27 protein-coding genes are annotated in these 23359 nt (G+C 48.2%); 7 read left to right on the top strand and 20 right to left on the bottom strand.

Annotated elements, in window-relative coordinates; genetic code table 11:
- Positions 1-23 precede the first annotated feature (23 nt).
- The gene (locus tag ACM6JA_RS11865) at positions 24-320 is read right to left on the bottom strand and encodes a hypothetical protein (protein ID WP_414852446.1); all 297 of its coding nucleotides are present in this window, start codon (positions 318-320) and stop codon (positions 24-26) included.
- A 142-nt stretch (positions 321-462) separates the two neighbouring features.
- On the opposite strand from ACM6JA_RS11865, the gene ACM6JA_RS11860 reads away from it, so the two are divergent.
- Positions 463-837: an ArsR/SmtB family transcription factor gene (locus ACM6JA_RS11860; protein WP_007724888.1), complete on the top strand. Its 375-nt coding sequence runs from the start codon at positions 463-465 to the stop codon at positions 835-837.
- 41 nt (positions 838-878) lie between these two features.
- Here the strand turns inward: ACM6JA_RS11860 and ACM6JA_RS11855 are convergent, their stop codons facing one another.
- The 9 genes from ACM6JA_RS11855 to ACM6JA_RS11815 form a co-directional block, all read right to left on the bottom strand.
- Entirely contained in the window at positions 879-1319 is a 441-nt protein-coding gene (locus tag ACM6JA_RS11855; RefSeq protein WP_414852445.1) for a hypothetical protein, read from the bottom strand.
- A 5-nt stretch (positions 1320-1324) separates the two neighbouring features.
- Entirely contained in the window at positions 1325-2755 is a 1431-nt protein-coding gene (locus tag ACM6JA_RS11850; RefSeq protein ID WP_414852444.1) for a sensor histidine kinase, read from the bottom strand.
- Entirely contained in the window at positions 2752-3432 is a 681-nt protein-coding gene (locus ACM6JA_RS11845; protein ID WP_414852443.1) for a response regulator transcription factor, read from the bottom strand. Before ACM6JA_RS11845 ends, ACM6JA_RS11850 begins: the two co-directional genes overlap by 4 nt.
- Positions 3433-3719: 287 nt before the next feature.
- Positions 3720-4337: an alpha/beta hydrolase gene (locus ACM6JA_RS11840; protein WP_414852442.1), complete on the bottom strand. Its 618-nt coding sequence runs from the start codon at positions 4335-4337 to the stop codon at positions 3720-3722.
- Positions 4337-5284 carry a ring-cleaving dioxygenase gene (locus ACM6JA_RS11835; RefSeq protein WP_007724877.1) on the bottom strand — a complete coding sequence of 316 codons (948 nt, stop codon included), beginning with the start codon at positions 5282-5284 and terminating at the stop codon, positions 4337-4339. The genes ACM6JA_RS11840 and ACM6JA_RS11835 overlap by 1 nt, the downstream gene beginning before the upstream one ends.
- A 22-nt stretch (positions 5285-5306) precedes the next feature.
- Positions 5307-5945 (bottom strand): nitroreductase family protein, encoded by a 639-nt coding sequence (locus ACM6JA_RS11830; protein WP_414852441.1) that lies wholly within the window; start codon positions 5943-5945, stop codon positions 5307-5309.
- Positions 5946-6157: 212 nt separating this feature from the next.
- Positions 6158-6661: a DinB family protein gene (locus tag ACM6JA_RS11825; RefSeq protein WP_414852440.1), complete on the bottom strand. Its 504-nt coding sequence runs from the start codon at positions 6659-6661 to the stop codon at positions 6158-6160.
- Positions 6662-6696: 35 nt separating this feature from the next.
- Positions 6697-7785, bottom strand: coding sequence for a saccharopine dehydrogenase family protein (locus ACM6JA_RS11820; RefSeq protein ID WP_414852439.1), 1089 nt, complete (start codon positions 7783-7785; stop codon positions 6697-6699).
- Positions 7782-9179: an MFS transporter gene (locus ACM6JA_RS11815; protein ID WP_414852438.1), complete on the bottom strand. Its 1398-nt coding sequence runs from the start codon at positions 9177-9179 to the stop codon at positions 7782-7784. Before ACM6JA_RS11815 ends, ACM6JA_RS11820 begins: the two co-directional genes overlap by 4 nt.
- A gap of 135 nt (positions 9180-9314) precedes the next feature.
- On the opposite strand from ACM6JA_RS11815, the gene ACM6JA_RS11810 reads away from it, so the two are divergent.
- Complete coding sequence (locus ACM6JA_RS11810) at positions 9315-10403, top strand: response regulator transcription factor (protein ID WP_414852437.1); 1089 nt, start codon at positions 9315-9317, stop codon at positions 10401-10403.
- Here ACM6JA_RS11810 and ACM6JA_RS11805 read toward each other — a convergent pair.
- From ACM6JA_RS11805 to ACM6JA_RS11785, 5 genes are all read right to left on the bottom strand, one after another.
- Positions 10397-10597 (bottom strand): SMR family transporter, encoded by a 201-nt coding sequence (locus ACM6JA_RS11805; RefSeq protein ID WP_414852436.1) that lies wholly within the window; start codon positions 10595-10597, stop codon positions 10397-10399. The genes ACM6JA_RS11810 and ACM6JA_RS11805 overlap by 7 nt on opposite strands.
- Positions 10598-11080, bottom strand: coding sequence for a GNAT family N-acetyltransferase (locus ACM6JA_RS11800; RefSeq protein ID WP_414852435.1), 483 nt, complete (start codon positions 11078-11080; stop codon positions 10598-10600).
- Positions 11081-11171: 91 nt separating this feature from the next.
- Positions 11172-12278 (bottom strand): threonine aldolase family protein, encoded by a 1107-nt coding sequence (locus ACM6JA_RS11795; protein WP_414852434.1) that lies wholly within the window; start codon positions 12276-12278, stop codon positions 11172-11174.
- Complete coding sequence (locus tag ACM6JA_RS11790) at positions 12275-13501, bottom strand: serine hydrolase domain-containing protein (protein WP_414852433.1); 1227 nt, start codon at positions 13499-13501, stop codon at positions 12275-12277. Before ACM6JA_RS11790 ends, ACM6JA_RS11795 begins: the two co-directional genes overlap by 4 nt.
- Positions 13502-13607: 106 nt before the next feature.
- Positions 13608-14174: a bifunctional transcriptional activator/DNA repair enzyme AdaA gene (locus tag ACM6JA_RS11785; RefSeq protein WP_414852432.1), complete on the bottom strand. Its 567-nt coding sequence runs from the start codon at positions 14172-14174 to the stop codon at positions 13608-13610.
- A 172-nt stretch (positions 14175-14346) separates the two neighbouring features.
- On the opposite strand from ACM6JA_RS11785, the gene ACM6JA_RS11780 reads away from it, so the two are divergent.
- The 3 genes from ACM6JA_RS11780 to ACM6JA_RS11770 all read left to right on the top strand — a co-directional run bounded on the left by ACM6JA_RS11780 (position 14347) and on the right by ACM6JA_RS11770 (position 16763).
- The gene (locus tag ACM6JA_RS11780) at positions 14347-15279 is read left to right on the top strand and encodes a DNA-3-methyladenine glycosylase family protein (RefSeq protein WP_414852431.1); all 933 of its coding nucleotides are present in this window, start codon (positions 14347-14349) and stop codon (positions 15277-15279) included.
- A 19-nt stretch (positions 15280-15298) separates the two neighbouring features.
- Positions 15299-16417 (top strand): deoxyribonuclease IV, encoded by a 1119-nt coding sequence (locus tag ACM6JA_RS11775; protein WP_414852430.1) that lies wholly within the window; start codon positions 15299-15301, stop codon positions 16415-16417.
- A gap of 82 nt (positions 16418-16499) precedes the next feature.
- On the top strand, positions 16500-16763 hold the full coding sequence (locus ACM6JA_RS11770) for an Ada metal-binding domain-containing protein (protein ID WP_414852429.1): 264 nt from the start codon (positions 16500-16502) through the stop codon (positions 16761-16763).
- 166 nt (positions 16764-16929) lie between these two features.
- Here ACM6JA_RS11770 and ACM6JA_RS11765 read toward each other — a convergent pair whose 3' ends face one another.
- The 3 genes from ACM6JA_RS11765 to ACM6JA_RS11755 form a co-directional block, all read right to left on the bottom strand.
- The gene (locus ACM6JA_RS11765; RefSeq protein ID WP_414852428.1) at positions 16930-17325 is read right to left on the bottom strand and encodes a hypothetical protein; all 396 of its coding nucleotides are present in this window, start codon (positions 17323-17325) and stop codon (positions 16930-16932) included.
- 4 nt (positions 17326-17329) lie between these two features.
- Entirely contained in the window at positions 17330-18109 is a 780-nt protein-coding gene (locus ACM6JA_RS11760; RefSeq protein ID WP_137031318.1) for a cyclase family protein, read from the bottom strand.
- Positions 18110-18246: 137 nt separating this feature from the next.
- Complete coding sequence (locus ACM6JA_RS11755; protein ID WP_414852427.1) at positions 18247-19077, bottom strand: MerR family transcriptional regulator; 831 nt, start codon at positions 19075-19077, stop codon at positions 18247-18249.
- A 71-nt stretch (positions 19078-19148) separates the two neighbouring features.
- Here ACM6JA_RS11755 and ACM6JA_RS11750 point away from each other — a divergent pair, with 71 nt between their 5' ends.
- Both ACM6JA_RS11750 and ACM6JA_RS11745 read left to right on the top strand, forming a co-directional pair.
- Positions 19149-20159: an alpha/beta fold hydrolase gene (locus ACM6JA_RS11750; RefSeq protein WP_414852426.1), complete on the top strand. Its 1011-nt coding sequence runs from the start codon at positions 19149-19151 to the stop codon at positions 20157-20159.
- Positions 20160-20293: 134 nt separating this feature from the next.
- Positions 20294-20845 carry a dihydrofolate reductase family protein gene (locus ACM6JA_RS11745; protein ID WP_414852425.1) on the top strand — a complete coding sequence of 184 codons (552 nt, stop codon included), beginning with the start codon at positions 20294-20296 and terminating at the stop codon, positions 20843-20845.
- Between the two features lie 94 nt (positions 20846-20939).
- On the opposite strand, the gene ACM6JA_RS11740 is transcribed toward ACM6JA_RS11745, so the two are convergent.
- Together ACM6JA_RS11740 and ACM6JA_RS11735 are read right to left on the bottom strand one after the other, a co-directional pair.
- Positions 20940-22259: a hemolysin family protein gene (locus tag ACM6JA_RS11740; RefSeq protein ID WP_414852424.1), complete on the bottom strand. Its 1320-nt coding sequence runs from the start codon at positions 22257-22259 to the stop codon at positions 20940-20942.
- 198 nt (positions 22260-22457) lie between these two features.
- Entirely contained in the window at positions 22458-23219 is a 762-nt protein-coding gene (locus ACM6JA_RS11735) for an exodeoxyribonuclease III (protein ID WP_414852448.1), read from the bottom strand.
- Positions 23220-23359: the final 140 nt, after the last annotated feature.

Below are 23359 nucleotides of genomic sequence, written 5' to 3'. Positions count from 1 at the left end.
GACCCCTATTACTAGGAGTCTTGTTACTTGGTACGGGCTTCTACTGGTGTTGGGGTGGTCTGCCAACGCTCCCCACAGTCCAGACATTTGCACTTGATTACTTTACGCTTTTCTAAGGCAAGACGAACGGCAAACAGGATAAAGGCCCCTGATAGTCCGAGGAACAAAAAGATGACAGGAGTCCCTTTCACCGAAATGCCGATCAAGGCAAGCACTGCCAAAACCGCTACATAAATGGTTATGTATACTGGCTTATTGATCGAATCGGTAAAATCGATCTTTGCAGAACGGCACTTCGGGCACTTTGGTTGCGCACTCATGGTATTCTCTCCCCGTTTCTTGGATCATGTACATCTTACACGAAAACAGAGAGGGACACTACACTGCCATGAAAATGTCGTTTTTCCTTTTCACTTTCTCCGCGAATGTCTATAATAGTAGGACATTGTAGAGCATGAGGTGATGGATACAGTGGATGACATCTGTGAAATCCAATGTTTTGATGAGGAAAAAGTAAATCGGTTAAAGCCGCTCGCCACAGAATCAGAAGGGGTAGCAAAAATCTTCAAGGCGTTGGCCGATGACACCCGCGCCAAAATCATTCACATCCTCTCGATGGAAGACGAGCTCTGTGTCTGTGATGTGGCTGCTATCATCGGAAGCTCAATCGCTAACACCTCCCACCATCTGCGGCTTCTTCGCAACATGGGACTAGCCAAGTATCGAAAAGAAGGAAAACTCGTTTTTTACTCGTTGGATGATGACCATGTACGCCATCTCATATCTGCGGGGATTGAACACGCCAAAGAACAGAAAACGATTGTCCGAGCTACCTGATGCTCGGGCTTTTTTGTTACTCCCGCATTTTAAACATTTGATTAACCATGGCGATTTACATTCGTTTTCCGGGTAAAACGCTGCCTGATCGCCTCTATTCCCACAAATATAAGGAAGTAACATATACTGGCGAACACAAAAACCGTTGCCTGCGGATAAAACAATGAAGCATGCGGATCAACACTCATTAGCCATTGAAAAAACACAGGCACATAGCCGATAACAGCATATCCCCCGAAACGCACAGCGTATTTTTTCCACCCGAACAAGTGTGATCGACTCACTAGCCAGTCCACGAATACCGACAGCCATACGAAGACAATCAGGTTCAATGCCATACTGATAAGTACACCCAGCAAATACTCTTTTCCGAACCCGTATGGCGCGCTTGGATCACGATAGTTATAGATGATCAATGCAGCATATAGACCGGTAATAAAAGGGGATATGACTGCGGCGAGTATACGCATGCCGCTATTCATGGAAATCACTCCCTTGCTTCGCTTCGTTCTGATTCGTTTGTCGTTCTCGCAGTAGGATGCTCACCCGTCGGTAGGCTGACCGTAGCCGTTGTCCCTTCGCCTATCCGGCTTTGAATATGTATGCTGCCTTTTGCAACCTGCAAAATTTTTTGCACGATAGAAAGACCGAGACCGCTTCCCGTTGCTTCTCGATTGCGTGACTTGTCTCCTTTGTAAAAACGGTCAAAGACATGCTCCTGCTCTTCTTCTGACATGCCGATCCCCGTATCCCGAATGGTCACGAAGATTCGCGTATCCTTCTGTATCGCAATGTAAAGAGAGCCAGCCGTTGGGGTGAATTTAATACTGTTGGCAAGCAGGTTCATCCATACTTGATTGAGCAGCTGCTTGTCACCCACGATGAAGGTCTCCGGTAAAGTCAGCTCCATCGCGAGCTTTTTTTGTTGCCACTGATGCTGCAAAACTAAGAGGACTTGCCTGATCTGCTCATCCAGACGGAAACGTATCGGTTCGTACAGACCTGTCTCTTTGTCCAGGGACGCGAGCGTCAACAGTTGCTTGCTCAAGGAAGACAGCCGCCTGCTCTCTTCTTCGATGATAGTCAAGTACGTCTCCCGCTGTTCGTTTGTCACACCACCGCTGCGGATGGCTTGAGAAAAGCCTTGGATCGATGTCAATGGAGACTGGATTTCATGAGAGACATTGGAGACAAACTCTTGGCGCATCTCGTCCAGTTGTTTGAGTGACTCTGTCATCCTGGCAAAATGCATGGCCAAATCGCCGATTTCGTCCCGGCGAGCGATGTCCAGGTGAATGTCGTACTGGCCTTCTGCCAGCTTTTTGGTCGCATGGCTCAGCTTCTCGATCGGTTTCACCAAATAACGGGTAAATATCAAAATCAGGATCAGGCTAAGTACAAACATCGCTGCCAGCAGCAAGGCAAACATAATATGCACCTCGCCAAACTGCTGCTCAATATTTGGCCGTACAAACAGGGCGTATTTTTTCCCTTCTGCTGTAAGCGGCAAGCCAATGCTATTTTTCAATGTATTCTCAAAAAATCCGGTCACAAACAAGCCGTGCTCTTCTTCTGTGATCCCTCTGTAGGTCTCACCCGCCAACACTTTTTGAACAATGGCAGGCTCTATCTGCTGATCACGAAAAGGTGCTCCGAATTGGCTTACTCCGCCATTCTCATCCACGAGATGCAGTTGAAAATTCAAATTGGCGACATGGGTCATGTAGGAGGACAGGTCGAGTGTGGATTTATGCTCGTACAAATCGATCATCTGCTGTCCAATGCTCGTGATTTTCTGTTCATTATAAGCGCGCAGATTTCGTTGATAATACTCATTTGCCAACAAAAATCCAAGTGTGCCGCTGATCAGTACAATTGCGACGAAGGTAAGAACTACCCGGACGTAGAGAGATTTCACGTGCCTCGTACCTCCAGCTTGTAGCCTAAGCCGCGAACGGTAGAAATGACAAAGTCATTTGTTTTCTCCGTAAATTTCTCTCGCAGCCGCTTAATATGCACATCGATGGTACGACTATCGCTCTCGGTATCGCCGCCCCACACGAGCTCCAACAGTTGATCCCGGGTAAAAATCCGATCAGGAAAACTGGCAAGCTGGGCAAGCAGTTCAAATTCCTTTAACGGTAAATGAATCAACTCATCTCTTACCTTCACGACATGGCTGATACGATCGATGACGGTATCGTTCATGACGATGATTTGTTTGCTGACCATCTGATAGCGACGCAGCAAGGCCTTGATGCGGTACAGCAATTCGGTAGGCTCAAATGGCTTGGTCAAATAATCATCCGTCCCCGCCAAAAAACCTTTTTCTTTATCCCGCACCTCTCCCTTTGCCGTTAGCATGATGATAGGGAGGTCGTAAAATTCCCGTATCTCCCGGCACAGCTCCCAGCCGTTTTTGCCTGGCATCATCACATCCACAATGGCGAGCTGGACAGATTCCTGTTCCAATAGCTGCGAAGCCTCATTTCCATCCACACAAGCCAAGACGTGGTATCCCTCTTTTGCCAAGTAAAATCGCAATAGCTCACGTACGTGTGGATCATCATCTGCAATCAGAATCGTCAGTTTCATCAAGCTGGCCCCCTTGTTACTCCGCCCTCTGGTTCTCCTGCTTCATTATTTTGAATGATACTCACTTGTATACCATCCTGCAAATCGTCAATGGCTTGCACCTATCTATGTGGATCAATCGTAAAGAAGCAATATGAACAAGAGATGAACGAATCCTGCTGGCTCTTGAAGACTCTTACACATCTGATTAAATCTGCGGGAAGCATACTCTTTTCCCGGAAAAACAGCCGTTTGCGCACACAAAAAAGCGGCAGACACCTAAGCCCGCCGCTCTTGTTACTCATCGATTACTTACGAAACATCTCTGTAAACCACGCGGCCGAAGCCTCTACTTCCTTCACCGTCAGCTGATGACCATATGAATCCCAATGCACAGTCACGTCAGCGCCTGCTTCTGTCAGTAGTCGGTTCAGCTCCTCTGTCTCTTGTGCAGTACAGATCGGATCATTCGTACCCGCTCCGATGAACACCGGGATGGCTGACATATCAGGCAGAGCGATCCCACGGCGTGGAACCATTGGGTGGTAAAGAATCGCCCCTTTTAGCGGATTCGGGTAATGGAACAGGAGACTACCTGCGATATTCGCCCCGTTCGAATAGCCTACTGCCACGATATTGTCTCGCTCGATCTGATACGTATCCGCCGCCTGATCCAAAAACTCATGCAGCTCCTGCGTGCGGTTGACCAAATCCTCTTCGTCAAAAACACCCTCTGATAGGCGTCGGAAGAATCGCGGCATGCCATTTTCGAGAACATTCCCACGGACGCTCAGAACAGAAGCACCTGGATAAATGCGATTGGCCAGGGGCAAGAGGTCGTTTTCATCTCCACCTGTTCCATGAAGCAGCAACAGTGTTGGTACTTCTGAATCGGTTCCTTTTCGAAAAATGTGCTTCAAATTCATTATTTATCTTCCTCCAACACTCTGACTGTAATCGGCGGCAGGCCTTGCTCAATCTGGGCACGACGTGGCTCATACCACTCGGGGAGCATCAGTTTTTCACCCAATGTGTCAAATGGCTCATCTCGTTCAAAGCCCGGAGGATCGGTCGCAATCTCAAACAAAATCTCGCCCGGCTCGCGGAAGTAGATGGCGTTGAAATATTGACGGTCAATAATATCTGTTGGATGGAGACCGGATTGAGCCGCGCGCTGCTGCCACATTTGGTGATCTTGATCATCTATGGCACGCCATGCGATATGGTGGATCGTACCTGCACCACCTGCGCCTCTTTCTATTGGCTCGGCATTCACGTCAATGATATTGCCCAAATCGCCGTTAGCCTGGAATCGGACAAGGCCGTTTTCTTCGCCAACTCTAGTCAGTCCCATCAGTCTCTCGAGAACATCCATGGTGTGGGCTGGAGCCATACTGTACAAGATCGCTCCGCCGAAGCCTTTGATCGCCTTGTCAGCTGGCACTCCGCCAAAGGACCATTTGCTCGCTGGACCGCCTTCGCGTTCCACGATCTCCAGCTGTAAGCCGTCTCTGTCTGTAAATTGCAGATACGTTTCATTAAAACGCTCCACGCGGCGGTACTCGATTCCGAATTTTTTCAGTCGATCCTCCCAGAAGGAAAACGCCCCCACTGGAATCAAGAAAGTGGTATAGCCCACCTGCCCACCGCCCACGCGTCCACGGCGACCAGATTCCCACGGGAAAAAGGTGATCGCTGTACCTGGACTACCGACCTCATTCCCGAAGTACAGATGATACACATCTGGCGCATCGAAGTTGATCGTTTTTTTCACCATGCGCAATCCGAGAAACCCTGCATAAAAATCAACGTTATTTTGGGCGCTTGTAACAAAAGCCGTGATATGGTGAATTCCTGCTGTTTGCTGTGTCATTTTGATTAGCCTCCTCTAATTATTATTTACTTGCTTGGAATGTGTTGTAGCTCACGAACTCTCCAACGGGCTTGCGGTACCCTCTGACACGCTGGCTGGATGTATCTTCTTTTCCAATCGTGATCATCAGAGCTGGCACAAAGCTGTCCGGAACCTTTGCTATTTCTTGGACAGCTGCTGGGTCGAATCCGATCATCGGGCAAGTATCCCAGCCTTTATCCTTTGCAGCGAGCATGAACAGCATTGCGGACAAATTAGCATTGCGGATTGCTTCATCACGCTTGAACTGCTCTCCTCCACCCTCGTACATTGCTCTGACAGAAGAATTGTTGTGGTCGTACTCGCGTTGATCCATGATTCCTAATTGAAGAAGACCTTCATTAATGCGCTCTACGCTTTGGTACGCTTCCTTGTCTCCAAATACAAGCACAACTGCCGAAGCGGTTTTCACCTTATATTGTCTATATGCGGCTTCATATACACGCTCTTTTGCTTCAGGATCGGTGACAACTACATAATGGGCATGCTGCAAGTTGAATGCAGATGGCGCGAATTTGACCAGCGACATGATTTCATCGATCTCAGTAGGTGTTATCGTTACGTCCGCTAGAAACTTGTTTGCGGATCTTCTGTTTTTTACAAGAGTAGTGAATTCACTCATGGGACTTCCTCCTCGATTTTTTCTATCTCAATCATTTTTGAATATCTTAAATTAAAGATAATGGCGTTTAAAAATGTTCCTGCCTGGGGAAGTAAGATGACGATGTTACAAAAATAAATATCTTGAATTTGAGATAATTATAGGACTAAAATTCTCCCTTGTCAACAGCCCAAGGCCAGAAGAATGAAATCTCTTCCAGCCTAAAGCTCTTGTCAGTTGGCGTACCAGTAAAGAGCATAATCGGTCATGACAGAAGGATACCCCATTTGGCGCAGCATCGCCGTTATGTTTCCACGATGATACGTTCCGTGATTGACCACTTGCATGATGATTTCTGCCAAGCTCGTATCGCGTACTCTCGTGTACGGATTGTCGAGTACAATGTGGCGATCCAAATCTTCTTCTTGGTTGAGAAAAGCTCTGAATTGCTCGACCAGCTCGGCATACATCTGCTCTACTTCCTCCAAGCTTTTTCCCGTTAATTCCTTTTCCTTCTGCCATGCCTCATTTAATGCCGCTTGCATGTCCATTCCCTGCAATATGCGAATCCAGCCTTGGTCCACCATATAAATATGCTCCATCACTTTTGCTACTGTCGGGAAAACGCTTTGGACCTCCTGCTCGTAAACACCTTCCGGAAGTTCCTTCAAGCGATTGATTAACGTCTGATTCGCCCACGCGTGAAAGTCGTACATGTTTTTGGCATAGTGCGTCATGATAAAGCCCCCTCTGTGGTTCGTCGATAGCTCTATCATAGACTGGCTTCCCTGACAAATACGGTCAGTGATGCCTCGTGCTCCAGCCAAAATCTCATTTTTTCTAATGAAAACAATTGTTCCATATGGTGGACTCCTGGAGGAAACGCTTCTTCATACAGTGATTTTGCTACGGCAGCCGCCACCATTGCGGTCATGTTGGACTGATCACGCCCGTAAAGCAGACATTCTACTGTCGCCTCGTTCGTTCCCCGTTTTCCTCGTGCTTCTACCTTAATGGCAAACCGATCATCCCCCATTTTCCAACGCCCAAACGCTTCAATCGTGGCTTCCCGTACTTTTGGTTGATGAAGTAGTCGGCAAATTCCTATGCTCTTCAAACCAGCTACCACTCTCGTCATCCCATCCAGATCAAAACAAAGTCGGGTAGATACTGTAGGGACATCCAAGGTGCGTGCCAATGTCTGTTGATCGGAAAACGGAAATCGATACGCGTGCTTTTTTCCCAGCCCCGGTCCAAAATCAACAAGCTTGCCCTCTGTCATGCTCTCTACGGTTACACGCTGATGCTTGTTCATCACCTCGTAGCTCGTGCACAAGTTATCGACAGTCCATTCAATCGCGGCCTTCCCATGCCGATCACCGAGCCCAAGCATAATGAATATGTCCAGCTCATTCACCTGATCCAGCAAGCGATGAGCTTCCCCTGCGAGCAGGTTGGTCAGCCCTGGCGCCAGTCCTACACTGAGCACGGCGGTTCCCATGTTCTTCGTTTCAGTTTGGCTCCCCCATTGTTCGATTTGCGTCAAAAAATGGCCATTCGCCGAAATATCGAGATAATCCGTTCCATTTCGCACACACCCTTCCACAAAAGCCGTATTCGTCTGATCCAGACACATGACCACCAGCTTTACTTTTTCCAGCATGCTTTGGTCTAACGGCTTTTGAATATCGAGTTGCAGCGGCAGCACCTTCCCATCTGCTTCTCGGCAAAATGCTTCAGCCTTCTCCAAGCTGCGTCCGGCTGCATACACCCGTCCCGGATATGCTTCACCCAAATTCTTGCATATGGTTGCCCCTACATGACCGTACCCTCCAACTACCACAATTCGATCCTTGCTCATGCCTTCTCCACCTCTGTGCCTCTCTTTTTCTGTCGCTCAAGACGTCCCGCATACCACCAGACCAACAATCCGCTCAGGCAAATCAACCCTCCTGCTTCAAAAACCGCACGATACGCATCGATCGTCGGCTGCACAGCTTGACTCGACTCACCGTTCATCATACCCAGTCCCAACGCTGCGCCGACCACCATCCCCGCATTGCGTGTCAGGGCGATCATGCCTCCGATCGCGCCCGCATGCTCCATCGGAACGTGGCGCATGATGTAGCTGTTGTTAGGCGAAGCAATCAGCCCCATACCTGCCCCTACCAAAGCCAGTACCGCGATGATTTCTACCTTAGATAATGCCTCTAACCAGATCGCCAAGACGGTCATCCCTGCCCCCATCGCACCAAGACCTGCAAAAATGAGTGGGCGTGCACGATAGCGGTCTGAAGCCCAGCCACTAAAAGGACCCGTCAGTGCCAGTAGCAGTGGGTAAGCAGTCATCATATACCCTGCCGTCAAAGGGGATTCATGCGCTCGATCAAGCAAGTAGAACGGTAGAACAACCAGTACGAGATTAGCGAGCACAAACGAAGTGAAGCTAATGAACAGTCCACTGGACACAGCCGATAGGCGAAAAACCGACACGGGCAAAAACGGCACTGACTGTCGCCGCTCCCACCAGACAAACGCCCATGCCAAGACGAGTACACCCCCAAAAAGAATGAGCATCCCTTGTGAAGCCCAGCCCCACCCGTTTCCATTGGAGATCGCGATAATGACTGAGCTGACCAGCAGCATGAACAGACCTGCCCCAACAAGATCAAGTGAACTGGCCTTCTTCGTCTGCTCATGAGGAGGAATGTAACGAAAAGCCAGCCCCGTAGCCAAGATGGCGACAGGAACATGAATCAGAAACAACCACTCCCAGCTCAACCACGACGCGATCATCCCACCTGCAATCGGCCCGGTCATGCCGCCAAGCGCAACAGCTGTACTCATGATCCCCATTGCCCTTCCCCGCATTTCTTTTGGGAGCAAAATCGCGATGAGCGCGATATTGGTAGCCTGGAACATAGCCGCTCCGATGGCTTGCACGATTCGAAGCGCCAACAGCATCGTGATCGTCGTCGAGAATGCCACCAAGACAGAGCTTACCGTGAACAGCAGGAAACCGTAATTGTGCAGCACACGATGCCCGTATCGATCTCCCAGCTTGCCCATGAAAGGAAGAAGTGACGCAATGACAAGCAAATAACCCGTTGTAATCCATTGTGCGATCGCCAGCTCCGTCTGGAAAATGTATGTGAACTGAGGGAGCGAGACATTGACAATCCCCGCCGTAAAATGAGACAAGAATGCACCCAGACAAATCGCGATCATCATGAAAAAGCGCTGCCGCTGGCTCATATGGTCTTTCCAACTCCTCGCGTATCTTGTAAATTTAGACTAAGAATTATTCTCAATTATAGAGAGTACCGAGGAGAGCACCATCCCACAAAGCTGGGATTTTCCTTTGCCAATAGACGTACAGGAGAAATGCAGATGAGCACAAATCGGGAAGCGAGTAAACGAAAAGTGATGGCACTGGCTGAACGCTTTTCTCACTCCTCACAAGACTATCGGATAGCACTCTTGCAGCTTTTGCGAGAGTTTGTCCCTTTTGACGGGGCCTGCTGTACCGCCGTTGATCCGCAAACACTTTTGTCCACCGGAGCCATTACGGAAGACGGGGTGGAAGCCATTCATCATGGTATTTTTGAGCATGAATACTTGCGCGAGGACTTCAACCGGTATGATGATCTGTGCAAAGCGGCTGAGCCTGTCGCGACGTTGAGTCAAGCGACCGAGGGCCAGCTTGAACGCAGTGACCGCTATCGCAATGTTCTGCTCCCCGCCGGTTTTCATGATGAAATGCGTGCTGCCCTCAAGTACGACGGTGCATGCTGGGGCTATTTAACGTTGTTTCGTTCGCAGGTGCGGCCCTTTTTTTCTGAGCAAGAACGTGAATGTATTTTGGCTTTGGCGCCGCTGATTGCTTATCAGTTGCGAAAGACGAGTCTGTCCTTACCTGCTGAGGAGAATACGTGGATGGAAGAAGAAATGGGGATATTGATGCTGTCGGATCAGTTCACCTTGCTCGCTGCCAATCCTACAGCGGAAAAATGGCTGAGCCTGCTTCGCCAATGGGAATCGATTGATCGCGATACCTTGCCCCGACCAGTGCGAGCGGTTTGTTCGCGGGCACTCTCTCAGCTGGCAGAAGCAGGTCACACGACATCCATGGCAAAAGTCTGCATTCGCATGCCAGATGGCCCTTACATGACGATTCAGGCAAGCCCCATGAACAGCCAAAGCAGGACGGTGCACTTAGCTGTATTGTTCGGTCCCGCAAAACCTGCTGACATGCTGCCGCTCATCGCCGAAGCATACGGATTGTCTGTAAGAGAAAAGCAAATACTCGACCAGATTGTCCGCGGCGCTTCCACGAAGGAGCTCGCACGCACACTGCACATCTCCGCTTATACGGTTCAGGATCATTTGAAGTCCATCTTCGTAAAAACCGGGGTGTCCAGCAGACGAGAGCTGATCTGGCAATTGTTTACCCGATTTGGCGTACAGGCGAATCAGTGAAAACCTGGCCAAAAAAGCCCCCTTCTTACAGCACACGCTGCCAGAAAGGGGCTTTTCGCTACTGCTGACAATCCCTGTAATGAACAGAATCTGCTTCCTGCTGAGCCAATGCCCGTCCATACAGCATAAGCTGTTCCGACCGGGAGCGTCTGTACAGCGGTCGAGAGCAAATACAAGCTACTACTTGCAACCATTTATGTAGATGCTGTCAAATTCAGATGAAAAATCAGCTCTTCGCCATACTCCCCCGCAAATCTCCATCCTTGATCGACGAGCCCCGCCTTTTTATACAGTTGGATTGCCGGCGTATTCGTATGATGAACCGTCAACACGATTTCATCTCGCTCCGGGTAATGCTCTCTCGCGATGTCAGCCAAGCCCTGGAATACTCGCAAGGCGTAGCCCTTCTTTTGATGGCGGGAATCGATCGAAAATGATTTGAAAATAATCGCCTGGTCATTTGGTGTGTAGGGATTGCCTGTGTATGGTGTGAATAAGGCAAAACAGCCGATCAGATGGTCTTGGTCGAAAACCACATAGGGCTTATAACCAGGATTGTTTTGAGATGCTTCGATCACATCGACTGGCATAGACGTGTAGATCGCTTGTTCTTGCGGCAAATCGTAAGCCATGATCGAAGGGGAGTCGCTTTTTTCGTACGGTCTGATAATGAACATATCGGTTCCTTTCTCTTCTATCGGAAAAATTCTCGGCAGCCCGGTATGAATCGGTAAGCACCAGACTGCCACCGCCCTGAAATTGATTCATTTACTCGGCTTTTGATTTCTGCTCTCCTATTTTTTGGTTCAGCTTTTCGAATGCCAATGCCAGCTCTTCCTTCGGGATCATCGCATACCGATCGCCAATACTTACCTCATAGGAGCTAGAAAATTCGTCGTCCTGTCTGACATAATGCGTGAAGCCAATCCCGGTTTCTTCACTGAGTGAGACCATGATACGATCGAGCTCTTCTTTCGGCAAATCTGCGTGCACATGAAACATGTTGGATACAGGCACGGCCGGTCTCGTAGATATCCCCTGGCATTGGTTGTAGAGTGTCGCCAGCTCTTTTGCATCCTCGAAATATTGACTGAATTTATGTTTTCTCTGCTCAAAATGGTATTCTGCCGTGACAATATACGGGTACAAACTAATAAGGTCCCCGCCATGGCGTCTTTTCCATACCTTCGATTGCTTCGTGAAGTCTTCATCCCCAGCCAGGATCGCTCCGGCAATTCCGCCTATCCCTTTGTAAAAGGAAACGTACACGCTATCGAACAATGCGCATACCTCATCGGCTGACTTCTGGTAATACGGCAGGATTTCCAAAAGCCGGGCACCATCTAGATGCAGCCGAATTCCTTTTTCCCGACAATAACGGGAGATCGCCTCCAAATCCTCATACGCAGGCAGCTGTCCACCAATCTCACGTTGTGGCAATTCCAGCAACAGGCACGCGATATCGTCGTCCATGCTGAGAACATCGTCCAGTCCAATCACGCTGTCTTTATCCGCCAGCAAGACAGCCTCGATCTGATGCAGCTCTTTGAGCCCATCTTCCTCGTGAATCTCCAAGTGACAGAGCGGATGATAGGCGACCTTTTTGATTCCCTTCTCATCACACCAGATGCGTAACGCGATTTGTTGGGCCATCGTACCGCTGGGAAAAAATACGGCAGACTCTTTGCCCAAATATTCGGCCATCTTGTGCTGAAAATTCTCGATGAGTTCGCCTGACCCGTACATATCACCCTCCACATTCCCATCCACCCTGGACAGGACCTGCTGCAATTGATGGAGGTCTCTCTTGCTGTGCCCGGCGATTTGATAAGTGGTCTTTTTAAATACTTCTCGCAAGGTTTTCGTATCGTTCATCTTGGCAGGGCTCCTTTTCCTTTCTCATCTTCAATCGCTTGATAGGCAGTGGTCCAGAAATCAAGGAAAGCACCAGGTGGTTGTGGTGAATCCATCAGACGCTGGGTCAAGAGAATGCCAATCATTTCTTCCTGCGGATCTGTGTAGGCTGACGTTCCGAAACCACCGTCCCAGCCAAATCGCCCAGGCACCGTCCACAGATCATAACGCCTTATGTTTACGGCCATTCCGAAGCCCCAGCTGCTATGTCCACCGAAGAAAACGTGGAAATCGGCCTTCTGTTGTGCTGTCAGATGATCCATTGTCATTAGCTCTACGGATGGACGGGACAAAATGCGCTCGCGTCCGTAACGTCCCTTGCCCAGCATCATCTGGCAAAACGCCAAATTGTCGTCCACGGTGGAAACAAGCCCTCCCCCACCTGACTGGAAAACCGGCGGCTTGCTCCACTGACCCGTTCTCGGATCATCGTAAACCTTCAGCCCTCCATTAGTGGAATCACGCATGTAGCTCGGTGGCAGCCTATCCAGCTTCTCCGCCGGAACATGAAATCCGGTATCCTTCATGCCAAGCGGCTCAAAAATACGTTCCTGTAGAAATGCTTCCAACGATTGTCCGGTTATGCGTGAAATAAGTACACCCAAGACATCCGATCCTATATGATACGCCCATGATTCTCCCGGCTGGTGGATCAGTGGCAAGCTCTCGAACTGCTTCATCCATTCATCTGGTGATTTTGTAGGGAGGTCCGGTCCAGGGACGAATCCCTTTTCAGCCATGGCGCGCTGAATGGGGTACATATCCGGGGGAGCCATGATGTATCCGAACCCAAGCTGAAAGGTAAGCAAATCGCGCAGCGTAATTGGGCGCTTGGCTGGTACCGTGTCATCCAACGTACTATCGATTCTACGCAACACCTGGCGCTGACTCAGTTCCGGCAGCCATCGATCCACACCTTCATCCAGCCGCACCCGACATTCCTCCACCAAAATCATGGCGGCTACTGCAACAATCGGCTTCGTCATGGAAGCGATGCGAAAAATCGTGTCACGCCGCATCGGTTCACCGCCCTCTAGTGATTGCGTGCCAATCGAATCGACATGCACCTCGCCTTTACGATAAACCAGTGAGACCAGTCCTGGCAGTTCTCCGCGCTCGACATAGCCACTCAGCCTGTCATGCATGCGTCCGAGTCTGTCTAATGAAAATGCTCCCTTGCTCATCCCTTAACCCCTCCGTCCGGTTTTCAAAAAAACTCTTATGGAAGTGGTGGTTATTCTCGGATGCAGATGCTTCTTACCTTTAAAGATATCACATTTCACAAGCAGCTTATGTCGTTTGTTGTTTGACGTACAGATGACGGTATTCACTCGGCGTCTTGCCCGTCATTTTTTTAAACAACGTGACAAAATACGGCGTATTCGGCATTCCTACCAATTGCGCAACATCCGCGATCTGGTTGTTCGAATGAGCCAGCAGCTCTCGCGCCCTTTCTATCCGCTTTTTCTGGATGTACTCCACGGGCGTCATATCCATGAGTCGCTTAAACGTTCGCTGCAAATGAAACGGACTGCCATGGCACATATCAGCCAAATGCTCCAACGTCAGCTTTTCGTTATAATGAGAATCAATATACTGTGTAATTTGTGCCACCCACTCACGATCAGGCAACCTCTCTCCCGTGGGCTTGCAGCGTTTACATGGGCGAAATTCTTCCCGCAGGGCTTGGCTTGCATTTTGGAAAACCCGCACATTCTCCCTCTTCGGCGGCTTCGACTTGCACGACGGTCTACAAAAGATCTTCGTCGTTTTTACCGCATAAAAAAATTGATCATCGTAAGACACATCGTTATGAATAATGGCCTGCCATCGCTCATCGGTTACCGGTTCCTCCAAGACATGTCATCTCCTTTGCCATAGCCGTTTTCGAATCGCTTGCTCTTACCGACAGTATACCCCCACGCTATGTGATCCGTACTGCTAGAAGATTAAAATAGCAAGATAACGAAATGACAATATAGCTTTTTTTGTTATAAAACTAGGAGGAAGTCAGACAGGAGGTTTTCGCATGACAAGCGGTCTATCCCACTCGGCTTGGGTCGATAATAGAGAAGAAATAATCTTATCCGTGCCTACGGAATTCAGTTTTTCGCAAAATCTTCAATACTTGTCCAGAGCATCCAACGAATGCATGTTTCACATTCAAAACGGGCGCCTCTACAAAGCCATCCCAATGGAACAAGATCCACAAGTGGTCGAAATTCACGCAGATAACGATCAAGGATTGACTGTGCGTTTCCTCAGCCCTTCCCTTCCCACTGAAAAAGTCCGGATAGAGGTAGCACGCTATGTTCGCGATTGGTTCGATCTCGATCGAAATTTGGTTCCGTTTTATGAGCTTGCCGCAGAGGATGCTCTTCTGCAGCAGGCCGTTGAAAAGTTTTACGGGCTGCGGACCATGGGCATTCCCGACCTGTTTGAAGCGCTCAGTTGGGGAATCATTGGACAACAAATTAACCTGACCTATGCGTACACGCTTAAACGGCGGTTGGTAGAGACATTTGGAAGACGGGTAGAGTTCGAAGGACAGACGTATTGGCTTTTTCCCACAGCGGAAAAAATCTCCGGATTGACCGTCGCTGATCTGGATGGATTGCGCATGACGACAAAGAAATGCGAGTATTTGATTGACGTCGCACAACTCATCGTTGAAGGGAAACTATCGAAAGAGCTATTATGGGACGGAGGAGATTATCAAACCGCGGAGAAACGATTGACCAGCATCCGCGGGATTGGACCGTGGACGGCCAATTATGTGCTCATGCGCTGTCTGCGAATACCCTCTGCTTTTCCCATTGATGATGTCGGCCTGCACAATGCGATCAAATTTTTACTAGGCAAAGAAAAAAAGCCGACAAAAGCAGAAATACGAGAGCTATCCAAGGCTTGGACGAATTGGGAGTCGTACGCTACTTTTTATTTATGGCGTTTTCTTTATTAATCAAAGGAGGTTCTATCCTATGCTAAAAATAGGTTCGCACGTATCATTCTCCGGTAAAGGACTGCTGAATGCTGCCGAAGAAGCAGCCACTTACGGCTCGAGTACTTTTATGATCTACACCGGTGCACCGCAAAACACCCGCCGCAAGCCGATCGAGGACCAGTACATTACGGAAGGCAAAGAAGTAATGGCCAAGCAGGGCGTGGATGAAATTGTGGTACATGCCCCGTACATTATTAACTTGGGCTCTTACAAGGACGATACCTATGAGCTTGCTGTCCGCTTTCTGCAAGAAGAGATTCGCCGGACAGACTACATTGGCGTCAAAAATATCGTGCTCCACCCTGGCGCTTACACCGACAAGGATGCGGAGTACGGCATTGCCCGGATCGCAGAAGGCTTGAATGAAGTTCTGACAGGCATCAAAGACACCGACGTGAAAATCGCGCTGGAGACTATGGCGGGCAAAGGAACGGAAATCGGTCGTAGCTTTGAGGAAATCGCGTCCATCATCGAGAAAGTAGAAGACAACAGCAGGCTGACCGTCTGCATGGATACTTGCCATATTCACGACGCTGGCTATGATATCGTCAACGACTTCGATGGCGTCTTGGAACAGTTTGACCGGACAATCGGCTTGGATCGACTCGCCGTTGTTCACTTGAATGACAGCAAAAACTTCCGCGGGGCAGGCAAAGACCGCCACGCGCCAATCGGTGCGGGACTCATCGGCTTTGATGCGATGAACTACATCGTGAATCACGAGAAAATCCGCCACCTGCCACTTGTACTGGAGACACCTTGGATCAGCAAGGAAAAAGGCAACGAGCGTCCGATGTACGAGGCAGAAATCGCCCTCTTGCGCGGGGAAGTGGACAAGCGCTTCGGCGATGAATTCATGGACCATGTGGAGCGCCTCGATTTCTTTTTCCGCAAACAGGATATTACCAGACGCGAGTATGTGATTGGAATTTGGGATCTGCTCAAAAACGACGCGAAGGCAAAGAAAGCCGATGGCCGCGAGCCGATGGAGCGTCTGTACGATATGGTGAAGGAAGCGAGATTGTTCCCAGATCTCACCGAAGAGCAGATCAACCACCGCTTGTCTGCCTACTTCGCAATTCCGAAATTCTCGTAAGGAAAAAATCCATGTAGGCTTGCTATGGCTTCCTCCTGTTGAAGTGAATGTACCGACATCAACCAATAAAGGAGGAAGCCACATGCCTTCGAAAACTTACACCCTGCTGGGAGCCGATCGCCAGTTTTATAAAAGCAATACACCCGGTACATTTGGCGGCTACAAGCCAGGTAAAATATATGGCCGACTGGATTGTCCCTCTGCCCTCAGAGCCATTACGCGAGGCGGTTATGTGCGCCATCGTGTATTTTTTGCTGATGAAGCTACCGCTATTGCTGCGGGGTATCGGCCTTGTGCTGTTTGTTTACGAGAGAAATATTTGTTGTGGAAAGAGATGCGTGCGTAAATCAATGAGCCCTGCCATTCCGTTCATTTCCTCGTTTGAAATTCCCTGTGATTTTCGCTAGGTGCAATTGTACAGTCTGGATCTTTTGCGATCCGATAGTGAAAGGGATTTTCGTCTAAACGATTTCTTTTATCAATCCGGCTCATTTACCAGCCTCCTGGTCTCTCTATAGAACACCTGCGGGGATTCGAAAGAGTACATAGTTGCCCGTCCACATTTGTGACGTGATGATCAGCTTCTCTTTCCTCCGTTCAAAAAAGTATCCGGCCCCTTCTTGCTGGATAAAGGTCCATCCTTTTTCTGTCACCGCTCGTTTCATCGCTTCTGCCGCTGATGCTTGATTCGCTTGCGGCCCATACCCATACCAATCAACGCTTTCCTCCGTCGTCAATTTGACGATGGTTCCCGTGTTTTCGCCCAACAGCTCCGTCACTTCTCTTTTGGACTTGGATTCGAATGGTAATGCAGGATACCAGATCAGAGAAGCATAAGCGATCATGATGAAACAAAAGCCCAAGGAGAATACGAGGAACAGGACTCTCGCTCTCTTGTTCATGCTCATGCAACTACTCCTCTTCCTCAAAAATCGCTACCGGACGCGCCCATCCCGCGCTCGCTCCTTTCACTTTCACAGGAAACACAGAAACGGTAAACCCGTAGGGCCTCGGCAATTGCTCCAAATTCGCCAGCTTTTCAATTTGGCAATACTCTTTCTCTTTTCCCACATAGTGAGCCGCCCATAAAACGCCATCACGCGGATTTTGTTTATAATCAGCAGCTTGAACGGAAAACGGAATATCCCATCCCCACCCATCGGTTCCCATGACCTTGATTCCTTGATCGATCAGCCAATGTGTCGCTTCGGCGGATACTCCTGCGTGTGATTGAAAATAGTGCTCTTCATAGTATCTTTTATCCGCATCCGTCCTGATCAGGACAATATCGAACGGTTTCAGTTCGTATTGGATTTGGGCGAGCTTCTGTTTAACATCATTCACCGTGATTTCATAGCCAGACGGCTTTTCACTAAAATCAAGCAGGACACCATCTCCGTAGAACCACTCCAACGGCAACTGATCAATCGTTTTCGCCGGCTCTCCCTCTGAAGTAGGCCAGTAATGCCAAGGCGCATCTACATGTGTCCCTGTATGTGTCGTGAGTGTCACCGTTTCACTCGCCCAAGCCTTCTGTTCAGGAAAATCCGTTGGTTGCAAACCGAAATACTGGGCAGCTTGGACAGCCCCTTCTTCATGACTATTGTATTGAATCTCAGGTGGAAACGGTTCTTTTGCCAGACGATCAAGAGGCACACTCAGATCAATGAACCGACGTGCTTTTCTATTCATAGCAGGATTCCCTTCCTTCCGCTTTGTAATTTTCTGTATTTTTGGTTAACTTCACTTTACTACCTGCCTTCCACCAGCGTCAAATGAACACAAGCAAAAGACCAGTACCTCGTCGTCTATACAGGTACTGGCCTTCTTCATGGGGATTCTATGGGAATTTGTACTTCTACATACGTATCGCCCCCATGCGGGGATTGCAGATAGTTTTCTCTGCCTGGCTGATCTTTTTTGATCCGGTATTGATTGCGCTCTATCCATCTTGCCAAGTCAATACAGGCCGTAGAAGGAACGAATGGCTCTACACGTTGGACAAGGGTGGCCATCATCGGCTCCTCTGGCAGCATACGTATTTCCAGCATGTCGGATGCGGATGGCAAGGGAATGTCCTGTTTGAGTACATAGCCGATCTCCATTTCGAATGCTGTCTCGTCTCTCTCCGACTCCTTCCACAAAACGATAGGAGAAAGCATCCCTCTCTGCTGCTTGCCTGCATAATGAGCCAGCCGATCGAAAAACATCGGAATCTCTTCCACTGTACCTTCCGCACGGAACGAGACAACCTTTTGGGCTTCGACTCGTTTAAAGACAACCTCTTGTTCTACGTACCCCTTTTGCTCGATCCATAGCAGACGCTCCTTGATTCGATTCAATCGTGCTTGCTCCTCCTCTAGTAGCTGTTCCATTTCCCTTTCTTTTTGCCTGAATATGCCTTGGAGTTGTTCCAGGGACATCTCTTCATGAAGCAATTGCTGAATTTGCTGCAACGTAAAGCCCAAGTCCTTGTACATGAGGATTCGATTGAGCGTAACCAATTGCTCTGCTGCATAAAACCGATAGCCCGTCTCTTTGTCGATATCCGCTGGCTTCAAAATACTAATTTGGTCATAAAATCGAAGCGTCTTTAAGGACACTCTGCTCAATCGGGAAAATTCACTGATCTTAAACATGGAAAAACCCCAATCTGTCATTCCCTTGACTTTCCCCTGTACGGGAACGTTTATAGTTGAAAAAAATCATGCTTACAAAGGAGCAATGCGAGATGGATTACGACATTTTTCACTTGGGAGATGTTCGCTTGCAGTCAGGAGTGACACTGCCACATGCATTTATTGCTTACAAAACGTATGGCACGCTCAACGCAGCCAAGGATAACGTCATTATATTTCCTACATCGTTTGGAGACCAGCATTACCAAAACGAATGGCTCATCGGGGAAGATAAGGCTTTGAATCCGAATCAATATTTTATCATCATTCCCAACATGCTCGGCAACGGGCTATCGTCCTCCCCGAGCAATACAGCCAGCCCGTATGATCAAGCCAATTTTCCACACGTTACGATCTACGATAATGTCGCACTTCAGCATCGACTCATTACGGAGAGGTTTGGCATCAAAAAAATTGCGCTGGCAACCGGCTGGTCGATGGGGGCCATCCAGGCTTTTCATTGGGCGGCGAGCTACCCAGATATGGTCGAACGAATGGCTCCTTTTGCCGGAACCGCAAAAACATGGCCGCATAACATCGTCTTGATCGAAGGGATCCGAGCAGCATTGCAGGCCGATGTAGCTTGGAATAACGGGCAGTATACAGCATCTCCCGAGGTTGGCTTACGTACCTTGGGGCGCGTTTATGCAAGTTGGGGGTTTTCACAGCCATTTTATCGCGAGGAATGCTATAAAGCTTTGGGCTATGAGACACTTTCCGAATTTATCTCGGGATTTTGGGAGGAGAGCTTTGTTCCGTCAGATGCAAACGATTTGCTGGCGATGATGTGGACGTGGCAGCATGCCGACATTAGCCAAAATGATAGATACAAGGGAGACTTTGAGGCGGCGTTACGAAGCATCCAGGCACGAACGGTTGTGATGCCTGTACGGACTGATTTGTATTTCACGCCAGAAGACAGTGAATATGAGACGAAGCACATCCCAAACGCTACCTATAAGCCGATTGAATCAATATGGGGACACTTGGCTGGGTTTGGACTTAACCCTGTCGATACCGCGTTTATTGATAACACCTTAAAAGAACTGTTGGGGACAAATTGAAAATTGTTTCATGACCCTCCTCCTCTTTATCTTATAAATCAGACTGTATCAAATGAGTGCTCAAATTAAAAATGCGTGCAAGCCCTAGATCATTTCACATAAAATGGAGTGGAGCAAAAAGGAGGGATTTCCAAATGGCCTCATTAATTTATCATGTTGCCGTATCGTTAGACAATTTCATTGCCGATCAAGGGATCATAGATGGAAATATTGAAAACACTCTCTTTTTATTTGAGGGAGAACATGTACCGGACTTTTTATCTGAAATTCAGGAATATGATGCTGTGCTGATGGGCGCCAAAACGTATGAGTTTGGGTTTAAATTCGGTGCCAAGCCAGGCGAACCAGGCTATAAGGGAATCAAGCATTATATTTTCTCTAACTCCATGCAGTTTGAATCCAATGCAGAAGTCGAGCTGGTCAAAGGCGATGCCATCGAATTTATCAAGAATCTCAAACAGCAAGAAACCGGTAAGCTGTGGCTATGTGGGGGCGGTGAATTGGCAGGAGCGTTACTGGCACATCAACTGATTGATCAATTAGTGCTGAAAGTGAATCCGGTGATGGTCGGTGAAGGTATCCCTCTATTTGGAAGTGCGAAGCCACGTCTCAAACTCGAGTTAGTAGACATGAAACAGTACGCGAACGGCGTAACGAAACCTACTTACAATATTGTTTATATATAATCTCGCTTACTAAGAGAAACGAGACCGCTTTATTCGACCCGTTTCTTTACCTTCTGTCATATAGAAAAAAGATGGGGAATCCCCCATCTTTTGATTACGTTACGTCCTGCAGCTCACGAGTTGGAACTTCTGCTGCTTTTTGAATTTCAATTTTCCGTATGCGATGCTTGTCTTTCTTTCGGATCGTAAAGACGAGATCATCGTATTGCCATTGGATACCTTCTTTGAGCGTCGAATTTTGACTGTATAGCCAACCCCCGATGGTATCGAGCTCTTCTTCATTAATATTGGCGTTAAGCAAGTCGTTAACCTCTGAGAGAAGTACCTTTCCGTCTACAATCACATGGCTGTTCTCTTCTACGATTTCGATTTCGGCTTTTTCCTCCGCGTCGAACTCATCACGGATCTCACCTACAATTTCCTCCAAAATATCTTCGATCGTAACCATTCCGGAGGTACCGCCATACTCGTCAATCAGGATGGCGATATGCGTTCTTTGTTTCTGCATCTTTTTCAAAAGGTCTTTTACAGGAGTAGCCTCTGAAACCGTCAAAAACGGTCGGATGAGCTTGGAAATATCCAAATTCGGATCATCTGCATAATTTAGAAAGAATTCCTTCGTGTTAATCATCCCGATAATATGATCTTTGTTTTGCGAAATAACTGGGAAACGGGTATATTGCTCTTCTTTCATGATTCGCAGGTTTTGCTCAAGGGTATATTCCTTGTGCAAACAGCTCATATCTGTTCTCGGGACCATAATCTCGCGGGCCAGCATCTCGTCAAAGGCAAAGATATTGCTGACGTATCCATACTCAGACTGATTAATTTTGCCGCTCTCATAGCTTTCCGTCAGAATGATTCGCAGCTCTTCTTCTGAGTGACTTTCTTCGTGCTCCTTGGTCGGTTTCATACCGAATGAACGCACAAGCAGAGCAGCAGAGCCATTCAGCACCCAGATCGCAGGGTACATCAATTTATAGAACAAAATAATAGGTTTCGCACACAGTAAGCTAACCGCTTCTGCCTTTTGGATCGCCACTGTTTTCGGTGCCAGTTCCCCGACAACCACATGTAGAAACGTAACGAGTGAGTAAGCAATCACAAACGACAGAACTGCAACGACTTGTTCGGGTAAATAAGGCGTAAGAATTGGGCTAATGATACTTTCAATCGTCGGTTTCCCCAATACCCCCAAGCCAATGGCTGTCAACGTAATCCCCAACTGACACGCTGACAAATATCCATCCAGGTTACTAACTACTTTCTGAACAGCAAGAGCATTCTTTCTCCCTTCCATGACCAATTGGTCTACACGGCTTGGGCGAAGCTTTACAATTGCGAATTCAGTTGCCACAAAAAAAGCAGTAGCAACAATCAGAAAAGCAATTAGTAACAAATTCATGGTTAGCAATATCCTATCCCCTCTTCATTAGAAGTCTTACGTTTTCATTGTACGAAACTCAGCTCCTCCACATCAACGTTCGCTTATATCCAATTTCGTCTTAATTGTTTGATTATAGGCAGTTTTGCTATTTCAGGTCACTCACCCTCACAATTGCTGACTACAGGCATAGCATACTCACCCATATCCTTCCCTTCCTCTCGCTCTTTATTCGATTTTCCCCAACTCCAACACGACCGGACAATGATCGCTTCCCATCACCTGTGAGTCAATTCCCGCCCCGAGCAACGACGGTGCCAGTTTCTCAGACGCGAGAAAATAATCAATACGCCACCCGATATTCCGTTCTCTTACTTTCGGCATGAAAGACCACCACGTATATGCATCTGTCTGATCCGGATAAAAATATCGATAGGTATCTACAAACCCAGCTGCCAGCAAACTCGTCATCTTCTCTCGCTCTTCAGGAGTAAAGCCAGAATTATTGCGATTGGACTTCGCATTCTTCAAATCAATCTCTTGATGAGCGACATTCAGATCCCCACAAACCACTACAGGCTTCTTCGCATCTAGCTGCAATAAGTAGTTCCGAAACCGATCTTCCCATTCCAGCCGATAATCCAATCTCGACAAATCACGCTTCGCATTCGGGGTATATACCGTTACCAGATAGAAATCCTGGAACTCCAATGTAATGATGCGTCCCTCAGGCTCATGGTCTTCTTCCAAGCCGTAACGTACAGATAGTGGTTCCATTCTTGTAAAAACAGCCGTTCCGGAATACCCCTTTTTCTCTGCGTAGTTCCAATATTGATGATACTCCTCGCCGATCTCCATCTCGATTTGACCTTCTTGCAGCTTCGTTTCCTGCAAGCAAAATATATCGGCATTCGCCTCTTTGAAGTAATCGTAGAATCCTTTGTTTACACATGCGCGAAGTCCATTTACATTCCAAGAAATCAATTTCATCATCGCTAATCTCCTCGTCGCTATTCGTTAGATTCCATGGTACACTATCTTTGTTTTCAATTATAGGAGGTTACGATGATGGACATCGCAATGGGCATCGCATTCATGAGACTTCGTTAAAATCAACAAGACCCCATGTA

The sequence above is a fragment of the Brevibacillus sp. IT-7CA2 genome (genome assembly GCF_949767855.1).
In the GTDB taxonomy this organism is placed as follows: domain Bacteria; phylum Bacillota; class Bacilli; order Brevibacillales; family Brevibacillaceae; genus Brevibacillus.
The sequence above is the reverse complement of the archived record's forward strand: the minus strand, read 5'-3'. Positions and strand labels throughout refer to the sequence as shown.